Below are 16,607 nucleotides of genomic sequence, written 5' to 3' on the forward strand. Positions count from 1 at the left end.
AGCCGAAGTCGATCAGCAGTTCCCTGTGCGTCGACCGGATACGAGAAATTAGGATGCTTCCCCTTTCAGGAGCTTTTCCGTGATGCCGAGCGCGCGACCCGATGCGCTGGAGCTCAACCGCCCGAGTGGAGACGCGAGCAAGGCCGCGGTCAGGAAGGTGCTTTTACCCGCGGCCATATAGCCGAGAAAGGTCGCCTTAATCTCCGGCACGCGGGCCTTGACCGCGCCGGCCGTCTGCGATGGAAAAACACTGGTCATCATCTGCAATCCTTACGTGTCCGGTAGATGAGGGAGCGACAGGCCGAGGTGCGGTCCGGCCGTCTGTTGCTCGCGTGGGTGTCGGCCCCGGTGATCACGCGGCGCGAGACCGTGACAGCGCGTGCGTTCTTCAGTCTGGGAGACACGGGCAATCCGCCGGAAGTCGACCGGATCGAAACCCGTGTTGCACGACCGTAACGGACCCTTGCGCGGGAGAGATCGGCGCGCGCAATGGATTCGGATCGTTGCACCGTAAGGCAGGGCAAAGGTGGCGCCGGTGCTAATGCGCCCGACCTGGCCTGTTCGCCAACGGCCGGTGCCTGAGGGTCTCGCCGTCAAAGACGCAGAAATGCCCTTCCAACAATGCGCCACTCGCGTAGAGCTCCACCATCCATCGCGCCGGTTCCTCGGGCTCGTAGGACGGCACCCTCAACAACAGTATCAGCGGAGGCGGCGGCAGGTGCCGTTGGAATACCAGCTCGCCATAATCGCGATCAAAGGTGATCAGCCAACGGGCTTCTGCGCAGGCCAGCGCCATCACGGCCTCGTCGGTCACGCTCGCGTACCGCTCGGCGATGTGCAGTACCTCCCAGCCTGCCGCGCGCAGGCGTCGTGCCGCCGGGATCGGCATGTTTTCGTTCAGCAGCAGTCGCGGCTTCATACGCCCGCCTTCGCCACCGCGATGAACCGCTCCTCACGAAAGACCTCGCTGACAAAGCTGATCGCCGCCAGCACGTCATCGCGGCTCAGCCGTGGATAGGCGTCAAGGATCTGCTCAATGCTCCAGCCGTCCCCGAGCCGATCCAAGAGCAGTTCCACGGAGATGCGGGTGCCGCGGACGATCGGCTTGCCGACCAGCACCTCGGGGTCGACGGTGATACGGTTACGCCATTCGGTCATTGATCGAAACTCCGGTTGCATCGCGATGGGATAGACTACGTGATTATTCTCGCTGCATCCCGTCCTGCCAGTTCCCAACTTCCAGTTGGGCACGCGGTCCGCAAAGCTTTGCTGCGCGTAACACAGGACGCTGGAGCGTCGGAGGACGGCGAACGGTATTTAGCACGTCGTGGCCCCGTGCGGCAAGTCAGCGGATCACCGTCGCAACCGAAAAGGCAGGGTGCGAGACAGCGGCGCGTTGCGGGCGTCGTTGGCGGACGATTCCTGATTGACCCGCTCCAACACCCCATCGAAGCGCCCCCATCCTGACTGTCCCACAGACGGTCGAGGTCACCGAGCAGGTCCGCGGCCACGGTCGGTTCGGCGTTCCCTGGTTTTCGAGAATCCCGCCAGGATCCGCCGCGCCCCGCTGACTCCAGAACAGGCTGCGCCGGAGTCCGACGGGTACGCGCCCCGCTCAGCCACTCGTCCGAGTAGGCACCCCGGCGCTGCTGATGGATAATCCACGCACGCCGGCCCCCGCGCGGCGTCGATGCCTCCCCGATCCCTGGCGATTGTCAGTAGGTACCCCCGATGGTCAATGTGTTTCTCTGCCACCGCAAGGCCGACGCCGCGCTCGTCGAGCGCCTTGCCATCGAACTGCGCGGCGCGGGCCATCAGGTCTGGCTCGACGACTGGCGGATCGGCGTTGGGGATTCCATCGTCGCCGAGATCGACAAGGGCCTGCCCAGCTCCCATTACCTGGTGACCTGCTATTCGGCCGACGGGCCGTCGGACTGGACCGACCGCGAATGGCAGTCCACGCTGCACCGCCAACTCGCTGGGCATCCGGTCAAGATCCTGCCCGCACGCATCAGTGGCGGCGTGCGGCCCGCGATCCTCGCGGACATCGCCTATGCGGACCTGGTCGCCGACTGGAATAAGGGCGTTACCGACCTGCTGCGGGCCATCCGATGACGATCAAGGTACTGATTGCGCACGCCGAGGGCGAAGAGGCCGAGGCGGATCGGCTCGCCGGGCCAATCCGCGCCGCTGGCTACGAGGTTGCGCACGCGGGCACGGTCATGGTCGGCGAATCGGTGGTTGCCGAGGCCAGCCGGCTGCTGGCCGAGGGCTCGCCGGTGGTGCTGTGCGGCACCATCAACGCGATCGGCACCGGATGGGCGCCCCAGGTGGTGCAGGCCGCCCGCGCCCGTCCGGGCGTGCGGGTCTTCGTCGTGCAGATGGAAGAGAAAGCCAACACCGGTTCGCTCGATTTCGGCGAGAAAGTCGCCCGCTACTGGCAAGACCCAACCAAGGCCCCGGCGGACTTGGTCGCGGCATTGCGCAAGCAGTACCCGCCCGACATCGACACGCGCGAGTTGGAATTGCGTCGGCTCTACGTCGCGCTACGCATGCACCTGGAGGTCCGCGCCGGTGACGAGCCGGACGACGCGACCCTCAAGGAGCTGGAACGCCGCCGGGTCCCGGCCTGGGGCGATCATCGGCGTCACCACGGCGATAAGGACCGCGTGTCCGTCGGCGAGCGCCTCGGCGCGGTGCGCCGGCTGGTGGTGCTCGGCGGCCCCGGCGCTGGCAAGAGCACGCTGCTGCGCTGGCTCGCGACCTCGTACCTGCTGCGGCTGCAACAAGCCCCGGACTGGGCCAACCTGCCGGACATCGCGACCCTGCCCGACGAGGACTGGCTGCCGATCCTGATCCGCTGCCGCGACCTGCCGCCGGAGGCCGATACGCTGGACGCGATGCTGCTGCACAGCCTACGCCGCGGCGAGATTGCCGCGGAGCACTGCGAGCCGCTGCGCCAATTGCTGCGGGGCAAGCTCACCCGCGATGAGGCCCTGTTGCTCGTGGACGGGCTCGACGAGATTACCGACCCCGGCGTCCGCGCGCGCTTTGCCGGTCACCTGGAGACGATCCACCGCGCCTATGACCGGGCAGCCATGGTCGTCACGTCGCGCATCGTCGGCTACCGGGAGGTGGGCCATCGGATCAGGAGCGGCTTCGAGCACCTGACCGTCGCCGACCTGTCCGATCAGGACAAGGACAACTTTGCGCGACGCTGGTGCGGGCTGACCGAACGCGCCGAGCGCCGCGACGCCGCTGCGGCCGAACTGATCCGCGACATCCATGCCAGCGACCGCATTGAGCGCCTGACCGGCAACCCGATGCTGCTGACCACGACGGCCCTGATCAAGCGCAAGATCGGGCGCTTGCCGCAGCGGCGGGTGGACCTGTACGAGAAGGCCGTCGAGGTGCTGCTGAACTGGCGAAGCCTGGTGGATGCCCCGTTGGACCCACGCGAGGCCCCGCCGCAACTCGAATACCTGGCCCATGCCATGTACGCGGACGGCGTACAGCAGGTCCGCGAGGACCAGGCCCTGGACGTGCTGCGGCGCGTGCGCGCGAACTTCCCGCAGATCCACGCGCTTGGGCAGCACGGCCCCGAAGAGTTCCTCGACCTGTTGGAGCGCCGCACCGGACTGCTGGTCCAGAGCGGCCACACCCGCCATCAGGGGCACAGCGTGCCGGTCTACGAGTTCCGCCATCTGACGTTTCAGGAGTATCTGGCCGGCATCGCGCTGGTGCAGGGGCATTACCGGGAGCGGGACCATTATAAGGACATGGCCGAAGCGCTGGCGCTGCTCGCGGGGCACGTGGGCGAGCGCTACAGCCCCGATGACCCGTACAAACGGGAATTCGCCGTCGTGGAGAACTGGCGTGAGGCGCTGCGCCTATGCATCGCGGCCTGCGGCGATGACGAGGTGGACGCCGCGCTGCTCGCAATCCTAAGCCCGTTGCCCGGTGAGACGTTCACTGCGCGCCCCCGCGCGATCATGGCCGCCCTCTGCCTTGCCGACGAGCCGAACGTCAGCAATGGGATGGCGGAGGAGACATGCCGCGCATTCGTTGCGTCGATCGAAAAAAAAAGCGATGGTTGGGGATCTGCGCCCTTGAGCCTGGACGCTGCGGCGATGGAATTGGGCCGATCACGTTGGTCGACCACCCTCAGCGACTATGAGGATAGCGGTTGGAGACCGGACTGTGAGCAGCTAGCTCGGCTTATCGCCGCAGTCATGAGTCCGGATTGTGAAAGCGAAACGCTGTACTGGCTGGCGCATATTTTCGGCTACGCTAAGACAGGTCAGGCTGTCGTCCATTTGCTGACGCGCTTGCCCGCGAGCCCGCCCCGAACTCAAGCGGCCATTTTGGATGCTTTGGGCGCCATAGGCGAGCAGCGGGGACTCAACGCGTTACAGGACTATCTGGACAGCGACGATAGGTTTCTACGGATCGCCGCGTTGGATGGCCTCGCTAAGAGCTGCGAAGACGAGATCGACCGCAAACTGCTTTCGCACGGCCGTATTGGCGTAAATCCGCTGCTTGATCCGCGCTCGCCGATCCGCGCGCGGGAGATCGAGATCGCGGCCGAGCGCCTCGAACGGCCCCCCGCAAGAAATCCGCGCACGCTACGAGCGCCTCGCCAGGCAGTTCGGCCTCCTGCTGGACTGATCGGCCTCCCGAGCGCTGGTTTGTACATCATCGGCAGCGGCGGGTGCGCCGCGCCCCAGACGACTGAAGGAGCCACACGTGGCGTCAGCAAAAGAGATCGAAAGCCGTCCCGACCATCGTCTGAGCGTGGAAGAGGTCCTGGACGACCTGGTGGCAGACGGCCTGATCACGGCCCCGGCCGCCCAGACCCTGCTATTCAGCGTCACCGCCAAGGACCGGGCGGATCGCCATGCGCTGGAGGTGGTGGCCGACGCCAAGCTCCATCATACCAACTCCAAGCGCATCATCACCTTGGAGGAGCTGACCCTGTGGCTCGCCAAGCGCACCGGGCTTGAGTACCTGCGCATCGACCCGCTGAAAATCGACGCCCCCAACGTGGGCGACCTGGTCACCGCCTCCTATGCCACCTGGAACCGCATCCTGCCGGTGTCGATCAGCCCGCAGCGAGTGGTGTTTGCCACCTCCGAGCCCTATCTCACCGGCTGGATCGAGGAGCTCGGCGGGATCATCAAGCGCGAGATCGGCCGGGTGCTGGCCAACCCGCGCGACATCGAGCGCTACCGTAAGGAGTTCTTCGGTGTATCCAAGTCGGTCAAGGGGGCGAACGCCGCCGATGGGAACAAGCGCTTTGTCGGCCTCGGCAACCTCGAGGCCCTGGTGGAACTGGGCAAGTCCGGGCAGCTCGACGCCAACGACAGCCACATCGTACACATCGTCGACTGGCTGCTCCAGTACGCCTTCGACCAGCGGGCCAGCGACATCCATCTGGAGCCGCGGCGCGAGGTCGGCAACATCCGCTTCCGTATCGATGGGGTTATGCACGCGGTCTACCAGGTGCCGGCCCTGGTGATGACCGCGGTCACCAGCCGCATCAAGATCCTGGGGCGCATGGACGTGGCCGAGAAACGCCGCCCGCAGGACGGCCGCATCAAGACCCGCTCCGAGGACGGCAAGGAGCTGGAACTGCGCCTCTCCACCATGCCCACCGCCTTCGGCGAAAAGCTGGTGATGCGCATCTTCAACCCGGACGTCCTGCTGCGTAAGTTCACCGACCTGGGATTCGGCGAAGAGGACTCCAAGCGCTGGCAGGCCATGGTCAGCCGCCCGCACGGCATCATCCTGGTGACCGGCCCGACCGGCTCGGGCAAGACCACCACCCTGTATTCCACCCTCAAGACCCTGTCCACCCCGCAGGTCAATGTGTGTACTGTGGAGGAACCCATCGAGATGGTGGAGCCCGCCTTCAACCAGATGCAGGTGCAGCACAACATCGGCCTGGACTTCGCCAGCGGCATCCGCACCCTGATGCGTCAGGACCCGGACATCATCATGGTCGGCGAGGTCCGCGACCGGGAGACCGCGGAGATGGCGGTGCAGGCATCGCTCACCGGGCACCTGGTCCTGTCCACCCTGCACACCACCGACGCCCCGTCCGCCATCACCCGGCTCTTGGACATCGGCGTGCCCCATTACCTGCTCAAGGCGACCATTGTCGGCGTGGTCGCGCAGCGTCTGGTCCGCACCCTCTGCCCTCACTGCAAACAAGAGGCCCCCACCGATTTGGACCTCTGGGAATCGCTGGTCAGTCCCTGGAAGCTCAACGCCCCGCCCAACCTGTGGCACCCCAAGGGGTGCCTGGAGTGCCGCAATACCGGCTATTTCGGACGCATCGGGCTCTATGAGATCCTCACCCTCGATGCCGAGATCCGCGACCTCATCACCGCCACCTTCGACGAGACCCCGTTGCGCCGGCTCGCCTACCAGAAGGGCCTGCGCCCCCTGCGCATCAGCGGCGCCTTCAAGGCCGCCCGCGGGGTGACCAGCATGGAGGAGGTGCTCAAGGTCGCGCCGATCCGGGCGGATTGACAAGCGAAATTCCTTGGCTCGATCATGATTCGGAGAAAGGACCCTGTGGATCTCAAGCCCGTCGACCCGGCGGGCCTTGATCATAACTCCGGCCTGCGGCGATCGGTTCGCTGCGCGGACCAACGGCCTCGCCGTCAGCGCGGCGGCCAGGATTACGACCGAGGCCACCCCGCGATGCCGCTGCCCTTGGGGTCAGACTTGGGCTAAACTTCCCGCGCTCATCGACCACCTAGGACAGGAACGCCCCGTGCCCACCCCCGAAGAACTCGCGCGCCAAGAAATCGACCGCCAGTTGGAAGCCGCCGGCTGGCAGGTTCAGGATTTCAAGACCATGCACATCCATGCCGCCGCGGGTGTGGCGATTCGGGAATTTGAGCTCAAGGCGGGTACCGTCGACTACCTGCTGTATGCCGGCGGTCAAGCCATCGGCGTGGTCGAGGCCAAACCCAAGGGTCATACGCTGACCGGGGTGGAGTTCCAATCATCGAAATACACCTTTGGCTTGCCGGACCAGGTCCCGGTCTGGCATCGCCCCTTACCCTTCGCCTATGAAAGCACGGGGGCCGTGACTCAATTCACCAATGCGCTCGACCCCGAGCCCTGCAGCCGGGAGGCATTCACCTTCCATCGCCCCGAAGAATTGTTGCGTCTGGTCCAGTTGGACACCCAATTGCGCGGACGGCTGCAACAGTTGCCGCCGCTGGACACCGAAGGGCTGTGGGCGGTGCAGACGACGGCCATTACCAACGTGGAACACTCACTGGCCCACCAGCGCCTGCGCGCACTGGTCCAGATGGCGACCGGATCGGGCAAGACCTATACCACCGTCTCGCTGTGCTACCGACTGATCAAGTTTGCCAAGGCCAGGCGCATCCTGTTCCTGGTGGACCGCAACAACCTCGGCCGGCAGGCCTTCAACGAATTCCAGCAGTATCAAAGCATCGCCACCAACTACAGCTTCACCGAGGAATACCCGGTGCAGCGACTGACCAAGAATACCATCGACCCGGCCGCCAAGGTGGTCATCACCACCATTCAGCGGCTCTATTCCATACTGCGGGGCGAGCCGGAGTATCGGGAAGAGAACGAGGAGGAATCGCTCTTTGAATCGGCCAGCCCGCTGGGGCACGAGGCCCTGCCGGTGGTCTACAACCCGCTGATCCCGATTGAGACCTTCGACTTCATCGTCATCGACGAATGCCACCGCTCCATTTATAACCTGTGGCGGCAGGTCCTGGAATATTTCGATGCCTTTCTGATCGGCTTGACGGCCACGCCCTCGCCCCAGACCATCGGCTTTTTCCACGGCAATGTGGTGCAGGATTACTCCCATCAGCGGGCCGTGGCCGACGGTGTCAATGTCGGCTATGACGTCTATCGCATCGCCACCCGGATCACCGCGGCCGGCGCCACGCTGGCCAGTCAACCCGGCTTTTTCGTTCCGCACCGCGACCGCCGGACCCTGAAACGGCGCATGGCGGAACTGGATGGCGACCTCACCTATACCGCCAACCAATTGAATGTGGACGTGGTGTCCATGCCGCAACTGCGCCTGATCGTGCAGACCTTCCGCGACCGGCTGTTCACCGAGATATTCCCCGGCCGCATCGACGTACCCAAGACCCTGGTCTTTGCTCGCAATGACCTGCACGCCGAGGATATCGTGAAGGTCATCCGCGCTGAATTCGGCAAGGGCAACGACTTTTGCGTCAAGATCACCTCCAAGACGACCGGCGAGAAACCTGAGACCCTGCTGCAACGGTTTCGCAACAGCTACCTGCCCCGGATCGCCGTCACCGTCGACATGATCGCCACCGGCACCGATGTCAAGGCCATCGAGTGTCTGCTGTTCCTGCGCAACGTCAATTCGGCCTCCTATTTCGAGCAGATGAAGGGCCGGGGCGTGCGCATCATCGACCACGACAGCCTGCGTGCCGTGTCCGGCTACCAGACCCCATCCAAGACCCGTTTTGTCATCGTCGATGCCGTGGGCGTCTGCGCGCGGGACAAGACCCAATCCAAACCGCTGGACCGCAAGCCATCGGTCAGTTTTGACAAGGTGTTGTCACTGGTCGCCCAGGGTGTCGTCCATCCCGACCTGGTGTCCACCCTGGCGGCGCGATTGGCGCGGCTGGCCCTGGAGATGAACACGGAGCAGGCGGCCGAAGTCCGGGCCACCGCCGGCCAACCCATCGAGGGGCTGACGACTGGACTGCTGGAATCGCTCGACCCCGACCTGAACGAGGCGCGGGCCAGGGTCATGTTCAAACTGCCACCGGACACCGAACCAACCGAACAGCAATTGGACGCCGCCGAGCGCGCGGCCATGGGCGCGGCCCTGCGGCCGTTTTGCGATCCGGCGCTGCGCGAGCTATTGCTCAGGATCAAGCGTAGCCTGGAGCAGGTCATCGACGAGGTCAACGAGGACGAGTTGCTGACCGCCGGATTCGACTCGGCGGCACGGGACAAGGCGCAAGCGGTCATGGGCGAACTGCGCGCCTTTTGCGAGGCGCATCGTGACGACATCGAGGCATTGCAACTGCTGTATCGTAAACCGCACCGGGCCGGGCTGCGCTACCGGCAAATCAAGGAACTGGCCAAGCAATTGAACCGCGCACCCTTCCATATCGATCCGGCCAAACCGGACAGCGTGTTGCAGCTTTGGCGCACACAGCGGCAGGCCGAACCTGAGCAGACCCAGGGCGAGCCCAGGGGGCTGGTGGACCTCATTGCACTGGTGCGCCATGCACTGCACCCGCAGGAGCCGGTGATCCCGCTACAAACCGAAATCGAGGCGCGTTACCTGGACTGGCTGAACGATCAGGCGACGCGCGGCATCACCTTTAGCCCGGAACAACGTGAATGGCTGGACATGATCAAGAACCATGTGGCGACGAGCCTGGCCATCGATCGGGAGGATTTTCAGGAGACGCCCTTTATCCAGCGCGGCGGGCTGGGGAAGGTGTATCAGTTGTTTGGCGATAAGCTGGAGATGGTCTTGGATGAGTTGAATGAGAGGTTGGCGGCGTGACTATTAGCCGATGGAAAACGCCTGAGACTTGGGTATGGAGTCGCATGGGTGAGGTGAGCAGGATTGTCAGTGGCGGGACTCCGCGCACTGATGAGATTGATAACTACAGAGACGGTGATATCCCATGGATTACGCCCGCCGATTTGTCTGGCTATAATGAGAAATATATTTCCCGGGGAAGACGTAACATTACTGAAAAGGGAATGTTAGCGTCATCGGCAGTCCTTATGCCGGCTGGCTCCGTGTTATTTAGCTCTCGCGCGCCGATTGGTTACGTTGCAATAGCACAGAACGACTTAACAACCAATCAGGGCTTCAAGAGCTTTGTTTTGCAAAAGGAATTAGAGCCTCACTTCTTATATTACTACCTCAAGTTTGCGAAGGCATTAGCCTTAGAACTAGCTAGCGGCACAACGTTCCAAGAAATCTCTGGTCGATCGGTGGCTTTGCTCCCAATTGTTATTCCGCCACACCAGGAACAACTGCGAGTCATCGCCAAGATCGAGGAAATATTCTCCGACCTAGATGCCGGAATCGTCGCACTGGAACGGGCAAGAGCGAATGTTAAGCGTTACCGTGCCTCAGTACTCAAGGCCGCCGTTGAAGGCAGGCTGACGGCGGAATGGCGAAAGAGCAATCCTCCGACCGAAACCGGCGCGGAATTGTTGGCCCGCATCCTCAAAGAACGTGAAAAACAGAGCGCTAACCAACAAGTTAATAATACCTCCAGACCGAGAAAAGAATCGATAGCCTGTCGGGACAAATGTTTGCCGCCGCTTGATGCCGACACGAACCGACTTCCAGGATTGCCTGACGGCTGGTGTTGGGCGAGAGTCGCGATTGTGGGTGACGTGATAGGTGGACTTACGAAGAACCCGAAGCGGGCGGCCCTGCCGAAGAAGCTGCCGTATCTTAGAGTTGCAAATGTCTACGCTAATGAGCTTCGCCTTGAAGAAATCGAAGAGATCGGGGTAGAAGACGAGGAACTTGAGAGGCTGCTGCTGAATGAAGGAGATTTATTGATTGTCGAGGGCAACGGAAGCCCAGATCAGATCGGGCGGGTCGCCGTTTGGGATGGCTCTATTACGCCATGCGTCCATCAAAATCATTTGATCAAGGTGCGGATGAAATTCGGGTGTACACCGAGATGGGGTCTTAACTGGTTCTTGTCTCTGGATGGAAGACGCCATATTCGGAATATTGCAAGTTCCACTTCTGGCTTATACACACTAAGCGTCGGAAAGGTTCGCTCACTCCCAATACCGCTACCCCCCATTGCAGAACAAACTGAAATCACGAACGAAATCGAGAGCCGCCTCTCCATCGCCGACGCCACCGAAAAGACCATCGACAGCGCACTCAAGCGCGCCGCCCGTCTGCGCCAAGCCATCCTGAAACGCGCATTTGAAGGCCGCCTGGTGCCGCAAGACCCCAACGACGAGCCGGCCAGCGCGCTGCTGGAACGCATCCGCGCCGAGCGGGCCAAACAGAAACCCGCGGTGTCCAAACGCACCCGCAAGACCGAACCCACTGAACCCACTGATGCCCATGGAAACTGAGTCCACTCCCTGCACGCTCACCATTACCGGCACTGAAACGGCACGACACAGTGCGTCCATCGAAACCGTGACCAAGGTGTTGAACGGCATTCAGAAGACCGCTTTTCTCCTGGCGACGGCGAAACATCAACAGCCACTGCAGACGCGCTTTAGCCCGAGCAAGGACATCAAGCGACTTTACACCCTGCAAGTGGGCATACCGGAACCCGGCAGCTATCGCCTGCCGATTATCCAGTTGTCGCTCGAACCCGATCTCTTCCCGGAACACGACATCCTATCCGCGGTGAACGAACTGTTTGCTACGGTCGCGAACGGCTCGCGTGAGCGCTTGCAAGGACTGTTGCCGGATTCGCGGTTTCTCGAAAAGGTGCTAAGGGAAATGGCCCGGTTTCTGCCCAGGCCGGGCAGCCGTTGGGGAATGAGCTTTCAGCATGGCGCCCAACCGCCGGTAACGCTTGAGTCAAAAGTAGTCCGCACGGTCGAGCACTGGCTGCTACAGGAAGAGGAACAGGACGCCACCATGACCGTCACCGGGGAGTTGATTCGAATCGATTTCGACAAGAATCTCGTCACCTTACGCTACCCACCGACGGCCCGTGAGCTGGAATGCAGCTATGTGCAGGATATCGAGGACACCATCGTCGAGAATCGGCGCGGCCTGATCCAGGTCACCGGACGCTTCACGCTTGATACCGAAGGCCATCCGAAGAGCCTGACCGATGTGTCTCGCATCGAGCCGGTGGATCTAAGTCAAATGATATTCGACTCATTCGAGCAGGGCGAGAGGGCCTTGTGCCTCGATCCGCCGCTGGTTCTCGAACCCTTCCTGGACGAAGAAAGTCAACAGCTATTGATCGTTACGGACGATGTATTTGACTTGCGTGTCTATGCGCAAACGCGCGAACAGTTGGCGGACGATTTGGCTGCGGAGATGTTCTTTTTATGGGACGAATATGGTAAGGAGCCCGCGGAACAATTAACGGTAACGGCGCAGCAACTGCAAGCCGCGTTGTTGAACCGCTGCCGGGAGGAGAAAACCCATGCCGCGTGATAAGCGGAAAATCGAAGAGGCTCTAACCGGCAAAGGGTTCGAGCGCAATGAAGGCGATCATCATTTTTTTGTTTACCGAACTATCAAAGGTCGCAAGACCAGCATTCGCACGAAAACCAGCCACACACCCAAGATGAAGGAAATCGGTGACAGTATACTCACGCAAATGGCGAAGCAATGTCACTTGAACAAACAGGAATTTCTCAATCTTGTCGACTGCCCTTTGAGCCGGGAAGGCTTTGAAACTCTGTTAGCGGACCGGGGCAAGCTATGAACAACCTGACCCAGCAAATCGTCAACAAGGCCTGGAATTTCGCCCATGTCCTGCGCGACGACGGACTGTCCTATATGGGCTATACGGAGCAGATCAGCCTGCTGCTGTTCCTCAAGATGGCCCATCAGCAAACCCTACCGCCGCACAATCAACCACACATCGTGCCGCCGGATCTCGGCTGGACCAGTCTGCTGCGCCGGGACGGCGACGAACTGGAGATTCATTACCGCCATGTCCTCGAGGAACTGGGAAAGAAGCGCGGGATGCTCGGCGAGATCTTCAAGAAGGCCCGCCCGGATATCCAGAACCCGGCGACCCTCAAGCGGTTGATTGTCGATCTCATCGAACCTGAGAACTGGCTGTCCATGGACGCCGACATCAAGGGTGACATCTACGAGGGCTTGCTGTCACGGTCAGCGGAAGAGTCACCCAAGGGCGCCGGGCAATATTTTACCCCGCGGGCGGTCATCAAGGCCATCGTCGATGTGATGCAGCCGGCACCAGAGGATACGGTCTGTGATCCGGCGTGCGGCACCGCCGGTTTTCTACTGGCGGCGCACCACTATGTGTCACGCCATTTCGGCGCGGCGCTCGATCCCGACCAGAAGCGCCACCTGCGCACCGGTTTCGTTAAGGGCGGGGAGTTGGTACCGGCCACCGGACGCCTGGCCATCATGAATCTCATGCTGCACGGCATCAATGCCAGTCCCTGCCCAATCCGCTCCGGTGTCGACAGCCTGGCCAGCGACCCGAGCGAAAAGTTCAGCCTGGTACTGACCAATCCGCCGTTCGGCAAGAAGAGCACCATCGCCATCGTCAACGGCGAAGGCGATCTGGAAAAGGAGGACCACACCTACGAGCGCCAAGGCTTCTGGGTGACGACCAAGAATAAACAGCTCAATTTCCTGCAACATGTCACCACGCTGCTCAAGATCAACGGGCACTGCGCCATCGTGGTTCCCGACAATGTGCTCTTTGAGGGCGGGGCCGGCGAAACCATTCGGCGTACCCTGCTCAAGCAATATGACGTGCATACCCTGTTGCGGCTGCCGACCGGGATCTTCTACGCCCAAGGGGTCAAGGCCAACGTGTTGTTCTTCGATGCCAGGCCTGCTCAGGAAGCCCCGTGGACGCACAAGCTGTGGGTCTATGATTTCCGCACCAATATCCATTTCACTCTGAAGACCAACCCGTTGCGGCGCAAGCACTTGGATGACTTCATCGGCTGCTGGTTCAACATCGCACCCGACGCGGTCGCGGCGATGCGCGATCCCAAGCAATCGCTACTCCCGCCGTCACTGACGCGATTCAACCGGGAGCCAACCTTCAGCGCGGAAAGCCCGGAGGGCCGCTGGCAGTGCTTCGATTATGCCGACCTGATCAAACGCGACAAGGCGAATCTCGACATCTTTTGGCTCAGGGACAAGGGCCTGGAAGACGCGGAGAACCTGCCGGAACCGGACATGCTGGCCGCGGAAATCGCCGACGATTTGCAAGCCGCCTTTGAGCAATTCAGCTCGATTGCGGCCGAATTACAGGCATAAGATCGCGAACCTTATTCATCGCCCTGGCCACAGCACTTGCCGGGCGGCCAGGCGGCTAGAGTTCCGGAGCTATGACGGAAAGCGTAAGCGTGAGGACTTTTACCGCCTAACCGGTGGAACGAAGGTGTCCGCCGGTCTTCCGAAGAAAGTGCTTTCTTGTTCCCACACTCCCGCGTGGGAATGCCGTGCGGACGCTCTGCGTCCGGTCTGGCCGCTGGACGTGGAGCGCCGGCTTTCGCTCCGCGCCGGGGCGAAAGTACCGCGTCATTCCGGCAGGATGCCGGAATCCAGTGCCATTGATGATAAGCCGGAATCGGCCACAGGTTCTCAGTACTTGATTCCGCTTCTTGCCAGGTTCCGCCTCACGCCCCCACCAACACTGTCTGCACGATACTCCAGTCGCATGGGCCTGGTCCTTATCCCACCAGCGCAGGCGGTACTCGCGGCTCTCCGGGACACCCGGGCTGGCGAGCGGGCGGTCGTTGCTGATGGTCTCTTGGGTGAAATGACCGAGCGGCAACCAGGGGCCGGCATTGATGCGATTGTCGACCAAGACGCCGCCGTGGCCAAATTTGGTGTAATCGATATGCACCTCCACCACTTTGGCACCTTGCACGGTGGTGAGGGTGAACTCGGGCACCGAATGCTCGGTGGTGTCCGCGATTGGTAGGATGCCCAGGTCCCGGCCGATGCCCTCGTCATAGCCGCGGTGCCGCTTGATGCGCTGCACTTCATAGCGACCGGCGATCGGTCCGCACAGCGGACCCTACGGCTTGCACCGCGCCCGTAGGGTCCGCTGTGCGGACCAACGACCTCGCCGTTAGCGCGGTGGCCGGGATTATGACCAAGGCCCGCTCGAGCCGGTTCCGGCGATGATACCATGCGCGCCTGACTCCCTGCGGAAATGCAGCTCGGAAAGCGCTGCTTTCCGTCGCCGTCCAGGGAAGGGGTATTTCCCTGACCCGGTTACCAAGCGGAACCCGGCAACCGGATATAATCAGTCCCAAGTCCCCCCTTATCCGGTACCACCGCCATGGCCCAGCGCTTCGACCGCATGAACGGCCAGCCTTGCATTCGCGGGATGCGGCTCACCGTGCGACGGGTGGTCGCGGCGGTCGCCCTCTATCCGGACCGCGCTGAGATGAGGCGCGAGTATCCCGAACTGGAAGATGAGGATATCCGCCAGGCCCTGGAGTATGCGGCGGAAAGCGTCGAGGATCAGATCATCAGCTTGGAGTCCAAGGCTTCAGCCTTGGTCCTGTCCATCCAAGGCTGAAGCCTTTGACTCCAGCCACTGGAGGTCGAGGCTTTAGCCGGTCCGGCGTGCAGACACCAATGATTTCTCTTGGAACTGTCGGGAGCCGCCACCGGCTAAAGCCTCGACCTGTTGCAGAGGGACCGCCGCTGGTCGCGACGATGATCAAGGCGTCACATAGGGACGACGTCATGAGGTTGTCCGCTCAACCCGGCCGATCGCCCTTGGCCGAGGCCGCACTGAGCGCCCGGCGCAGGTCGCCTTCCAAGCGCTCCAGTTCCTGGCTGGCCAGGGCGCGGGCGCGCTTGCCCTCGTCGGCGATCTTCAGTCCCTCCTCAATGGTGGCGATCAGGGTCTGGTTGGCCTGGCGGACGACTTCGATGTCGAAGACGCCGCGCTCGATCTCGCGGCGCGCCTGGGTGTTGGCGGTCTTGAGGTTCTCTGAGTTGGCGCGCAGCAGGTCATTGGTGAGATCGGTGGCCGCGCGCAGGGTATCGGCCGCCTGCCCGGAGCGGTAGATGGTGACGGCCTGGGCCAACTGCTGGCGCCATAGCGGCACGGTGTTGACCAGGGTGGAGTTGATCTTATTGATCAGGCCCTTGTCGTTCTCCTGCACGAGCCGGATGCTGGGCAGGCCCTGCATAGTCACCTGCCGGGTCAGCTTCAGGTCGTGGACGCGCCGCTCCAGGTCGTCGCGGGCGCCGCGCAGGTCGCGCAACTGCTGGGCCATGACCATGTCGGCGGCCGACTCGACCCGCGCCGCCTGGGCGGGGATGACCGACTCATCGAGTTCGCGCAGCTTGGTCTCCCCGGCCGCGATGTATTGTTCCAGTGCGCGGAAATAGTCCAGGTTGGCCTGGTAGAGCCGGTCGAGCGCGGTGACATCGGTCAGTAGTTGGGTCTTGTGACGCTCCAGGGTGCGGCCGATCACCTCGATCTGGTCGCGCACCGCCTCGTATTCCTCCAGAAAGCGGGCGATCGGTCGGCCCTGGCCCATGAACCGGGAAAACAGACCCGGCTTGCGGTTGGGGTTCAGCGCAGCGACGTCGAAGCCCTTGAGCGTGGTCACCATCTCGCTCAACGCCGCCCCGGCGGGGCCGACGTCCTTGGCGCGCACCCCCTCCAGCATCCGGTCCGAGACCTGGGTCAACTGCTCCTGCGCCTTGGCGCCGAAGAACAGCACCGACTGACTGTCGGTGAGGTCGAGTTCCTTGAGCAAGTTCGCGACCGCCGGGTCCAGGTCGGTGCCGGCGGCCGGGGTGAGGTTGGTGGGACTGGTCTGCATCAAGTCGGTGTGTTCAGTCACGTCAGGGTCTCCTGATATGGGTTCCTATGTGTTCAGCCAAAGCGATTTCCCGG

Annotated in this window: 13 protein-coding genes and 1 pseudogene; 9 read left to right on the plus strand and 5 right to left on the minus strand. The window is 62.4% G+C overall.

The annotated features are described in order from the left end of the window. Positions 1-48: 48 nt before the first annotated feature. The 3 genes from QZX93_RS00385 to QZX93_RS00395 all read right to left on the minus strand — a co-directional run bounded on the left by QZX93_RS00385 (position 49) and on the right by QZX93_RS00395 (position 1,158). Positions 49-267, minus strand: a complete 219-nt coding sequence (locus QZX93_RS00385; protein WP_295392613.1) for a hypothetical protein — start codon at positions 265-267, stop codon at positions 49-51. 271 nt (positions 268-538) lie between these two features. Beyond that, on the minus strand, positions 539-919 hold the full coding sequence (locus QZX93_RS00390; RefSeq protein ID WP_295392614.1) for a DUF5615 family PIN-like protein: 381 nt from the start codon (positions 917-919) through the stop codon (positions 539-541). Next, positions 916-1,158 (minus strand): DUF433 domain-containing protein, encoded by a 243-nt coding sequence (locus tag QZX93_RS00395; RefSeq protein ID WP_295392616.1) that lies wholly within the window; start codon positions 1,156-1,158, stop codon positions 916-918. Before QZX93_RS00395 ends, QZX93_RS00390 begins: the two co-directional genes overlap by 4 nt. Before the next feature lie 573 nt (positions 1,159-1,731). On the opposite strand from QZX93_RS00395, the gene QZX93_RS00400 reads away from it, so the two are divergent. From QZX93_RS00400 to QZX93_RS00435, 8 genes and pseudogenes are all read left to right on the plus strand, one after another. Beyond that, positions 1,732-2,115: a toll/interleukin-1 receptor domain-containing protein gene (locus QZX93_RS00400; RefSeq protein ID WP_295392617.1), complete on the plus strand. Its 384-nt coding sequence runs from the start codon at positions 1,732-1,734 to the stop codon at positions 2,113-2,115. Between the two features lie 437 nt (positions 2,116-2,552). Then, a pseudogene (locus QZX93_RS00405) lies at positions 2,553-3,212 on the plus strand (NACHT domain-containing protein); the annotation flags it as partial. A gap of 1,606 nt (positions 3,213-4,818) precedes the next feature. Beyond that, entirely contained in the window at positions 4,819-6,534 is a 1,716-nt protein-coding gene (locus tag QZX93_RS00410) for a GspE/PulE family protein (protein ID WP_295392619.1), read from the plus strand. 247 nt (positions 6,535-6,781) lie between these two features. Then, positions 6,782-9,565, plus strand: coding sequence for a DEAD/DEAH box helicase family protein (locus tag QZX93_RS00415; protein ID WP_295392620.1), 2,784 nt, complete (start codon positions 6,782-6,784; stop codon positions 9,563-9,565). After that, complete coding sequence (locus tag QZX93_RS00420; protein ID WP_295392622.1) at positions 9,562-11,124, plus strand: restriction endonuclease subunit S; 1,563 nt, start codon at positions 9,562-9,564, stop codon at positions 11,122-11,124. Before QZX93_RS00415 ends, QZX93_RS00420 begins: the two co-directional genes overlap by 4 nt. Beyond that, positions 11,108-12,175: a hypothetical protein gene (locus QZX93_RS00425; protein ID WP_295392623.1), complete on the plus strand. Its 1,068-nt coding sequence runs from the start codon at positions 11,108-11,110 to the stop codon at positions 12,173-12,175. Before QZX93_RS00420 ends, QZX93_RS00425 begins: the two co-directional genes overlap by 17 nt. Continuing rightward, positions 12,165-12,449 (plus strand): hypothetical protein, encoded by a 285-nt coding sequence (locus QZX93_RS00430; protein ID WP_295392625.1) that lies wholly within the window; start codon positions 12,165-12,167, stop codon positions 12,447-12,449. Before QZX93_RS00425 ends, QZX93_RS00430 begins: the two co-directional genes overlap by 11 nt. Beyond that, positions 12,446-13,993: a class I SAM-dependent DNA methyltransferase gene (locus tag QZX93_RS00435; RefSeq protein WP_295392626.1), complete on the plus strand. Its 1,548-nt coding sequence runs from the start codon at positions 12,446-12,448 to the stop codon at positions 13,991-13,993. Before QZX93_RS00430 ends, QZX93_RS00435 begins: the two co-directional genes overlap by 4 nt. A 106-nt stretch (positions 13,994-14,099) precedes the next feature. Here QZX93_RS00435 and QZX93_RS00440 read toward each other — a convergent pair whose 3' ends face one another. Continuing rightward, positions 14,100-14,723: a hypothetical protein gene (locus QZX93_RS00440; RefSeq protein ID WP_295392628.1), complete on the minus strand. Its 624-nt coding sequence runs from the start codon at positions 14,721-14,723 to the stop codon at positions 14,100-14,102. A gap of 303 nt (positions 14,724-15,026) precedes the next feature. Here QZX93_RS00440 and QZX93_RS00445 point away from each other — a divergent pair, with 303 nt between their 5' ends. Next, positions 15,027-15,269, plus strand: a complete 243-nt coding sequence (locus QZX93_RS00445) for a DUF433 domain-containing protein (RefSeq protein WP_295392630.1) — start codon at positions 15,027-15,029, stop codon at positions 15,267-15,269. 184 nt (positions 15,270-15,453) lie between these two features. Here QZX93_RS00445 and QZX93_RS00450 read toward each other — a convergent pair whose 3' ends face one another. Next, complete coding sequence (locus QZX93_RS00450) at positions 15,454-16,554, minus strand: toxic anion resistance protein (protein ID WP_295392631.1); 1,101 nt, start codon at positions 16,552-16,554, stop codon at positions 15,454-15,456. Positions 16,555-16,607: the final 53 nt, after the last annotated feature.

This window comes from uncultured Thiodictyon sp. (assembly GCF_903946935.1).
In the GTDB taxonomy this organism is placed as follows: domain Bacteria; phylum Pseudomonadota; class Gammaproteobacteria; order Chromatiales; family Chromatiaceae; genus Thiodictyon.

Excerpts from the sequence above, each read along its gene's own strand:
- QZX93_RS00390 (WP_295392614.1), bottom strand. The coding sequence starts at position 919 with ATGAAGCCGCGACTGCTGCTGAACGAAAACATGCCGATCCCGGCGGCA.
- QZX93_RS00400 (WP_295392617.1), top strand. The coding sequence starts at position 1,732 with ATGGTCAATGTGTTTCTCTGCCACCGCAAGGCCGACGCCGCGCTCGTC.
- QZX93_RS00425 (WP_295392623.1), top strand. The coding sequence starts at position 11,108 with ATGCCCATGGAAACTGAGTCCACTCCCTGCACGCTCACCATTACCGGC.
- QZX93_RS00445 (WP_295392630.1), top strand. The coding sequence starts at position 15,027 with ATGGCCCAGCGCTTCGACCGCATGAACGGCCAGCCTTGCATTCGCGGG.
- QZX93_RS00395 (WP_295392616.1), bottom strand. The coding sequence starts at position 1,158 with ATGACCGAATGGCGTAACCGTATCACCGTCGACCCCGAGGTGCTGGTC.
- QZX93_RS00430 (WP_295392625.1), top strand. The coding sequence starts at position 12,165 with ATGCCGCGTGATAAGCGGAAAATCGAAGAGGCTCTAACCGGCAAAGGG.
- QZX93_RS00435 (WP_295392626.1), top strand. The coding sequence starts at position 12,446 with ATGAACAACCTGACCCAGCAAATCGTCAACAAGGCCTGGAATTTCGCC.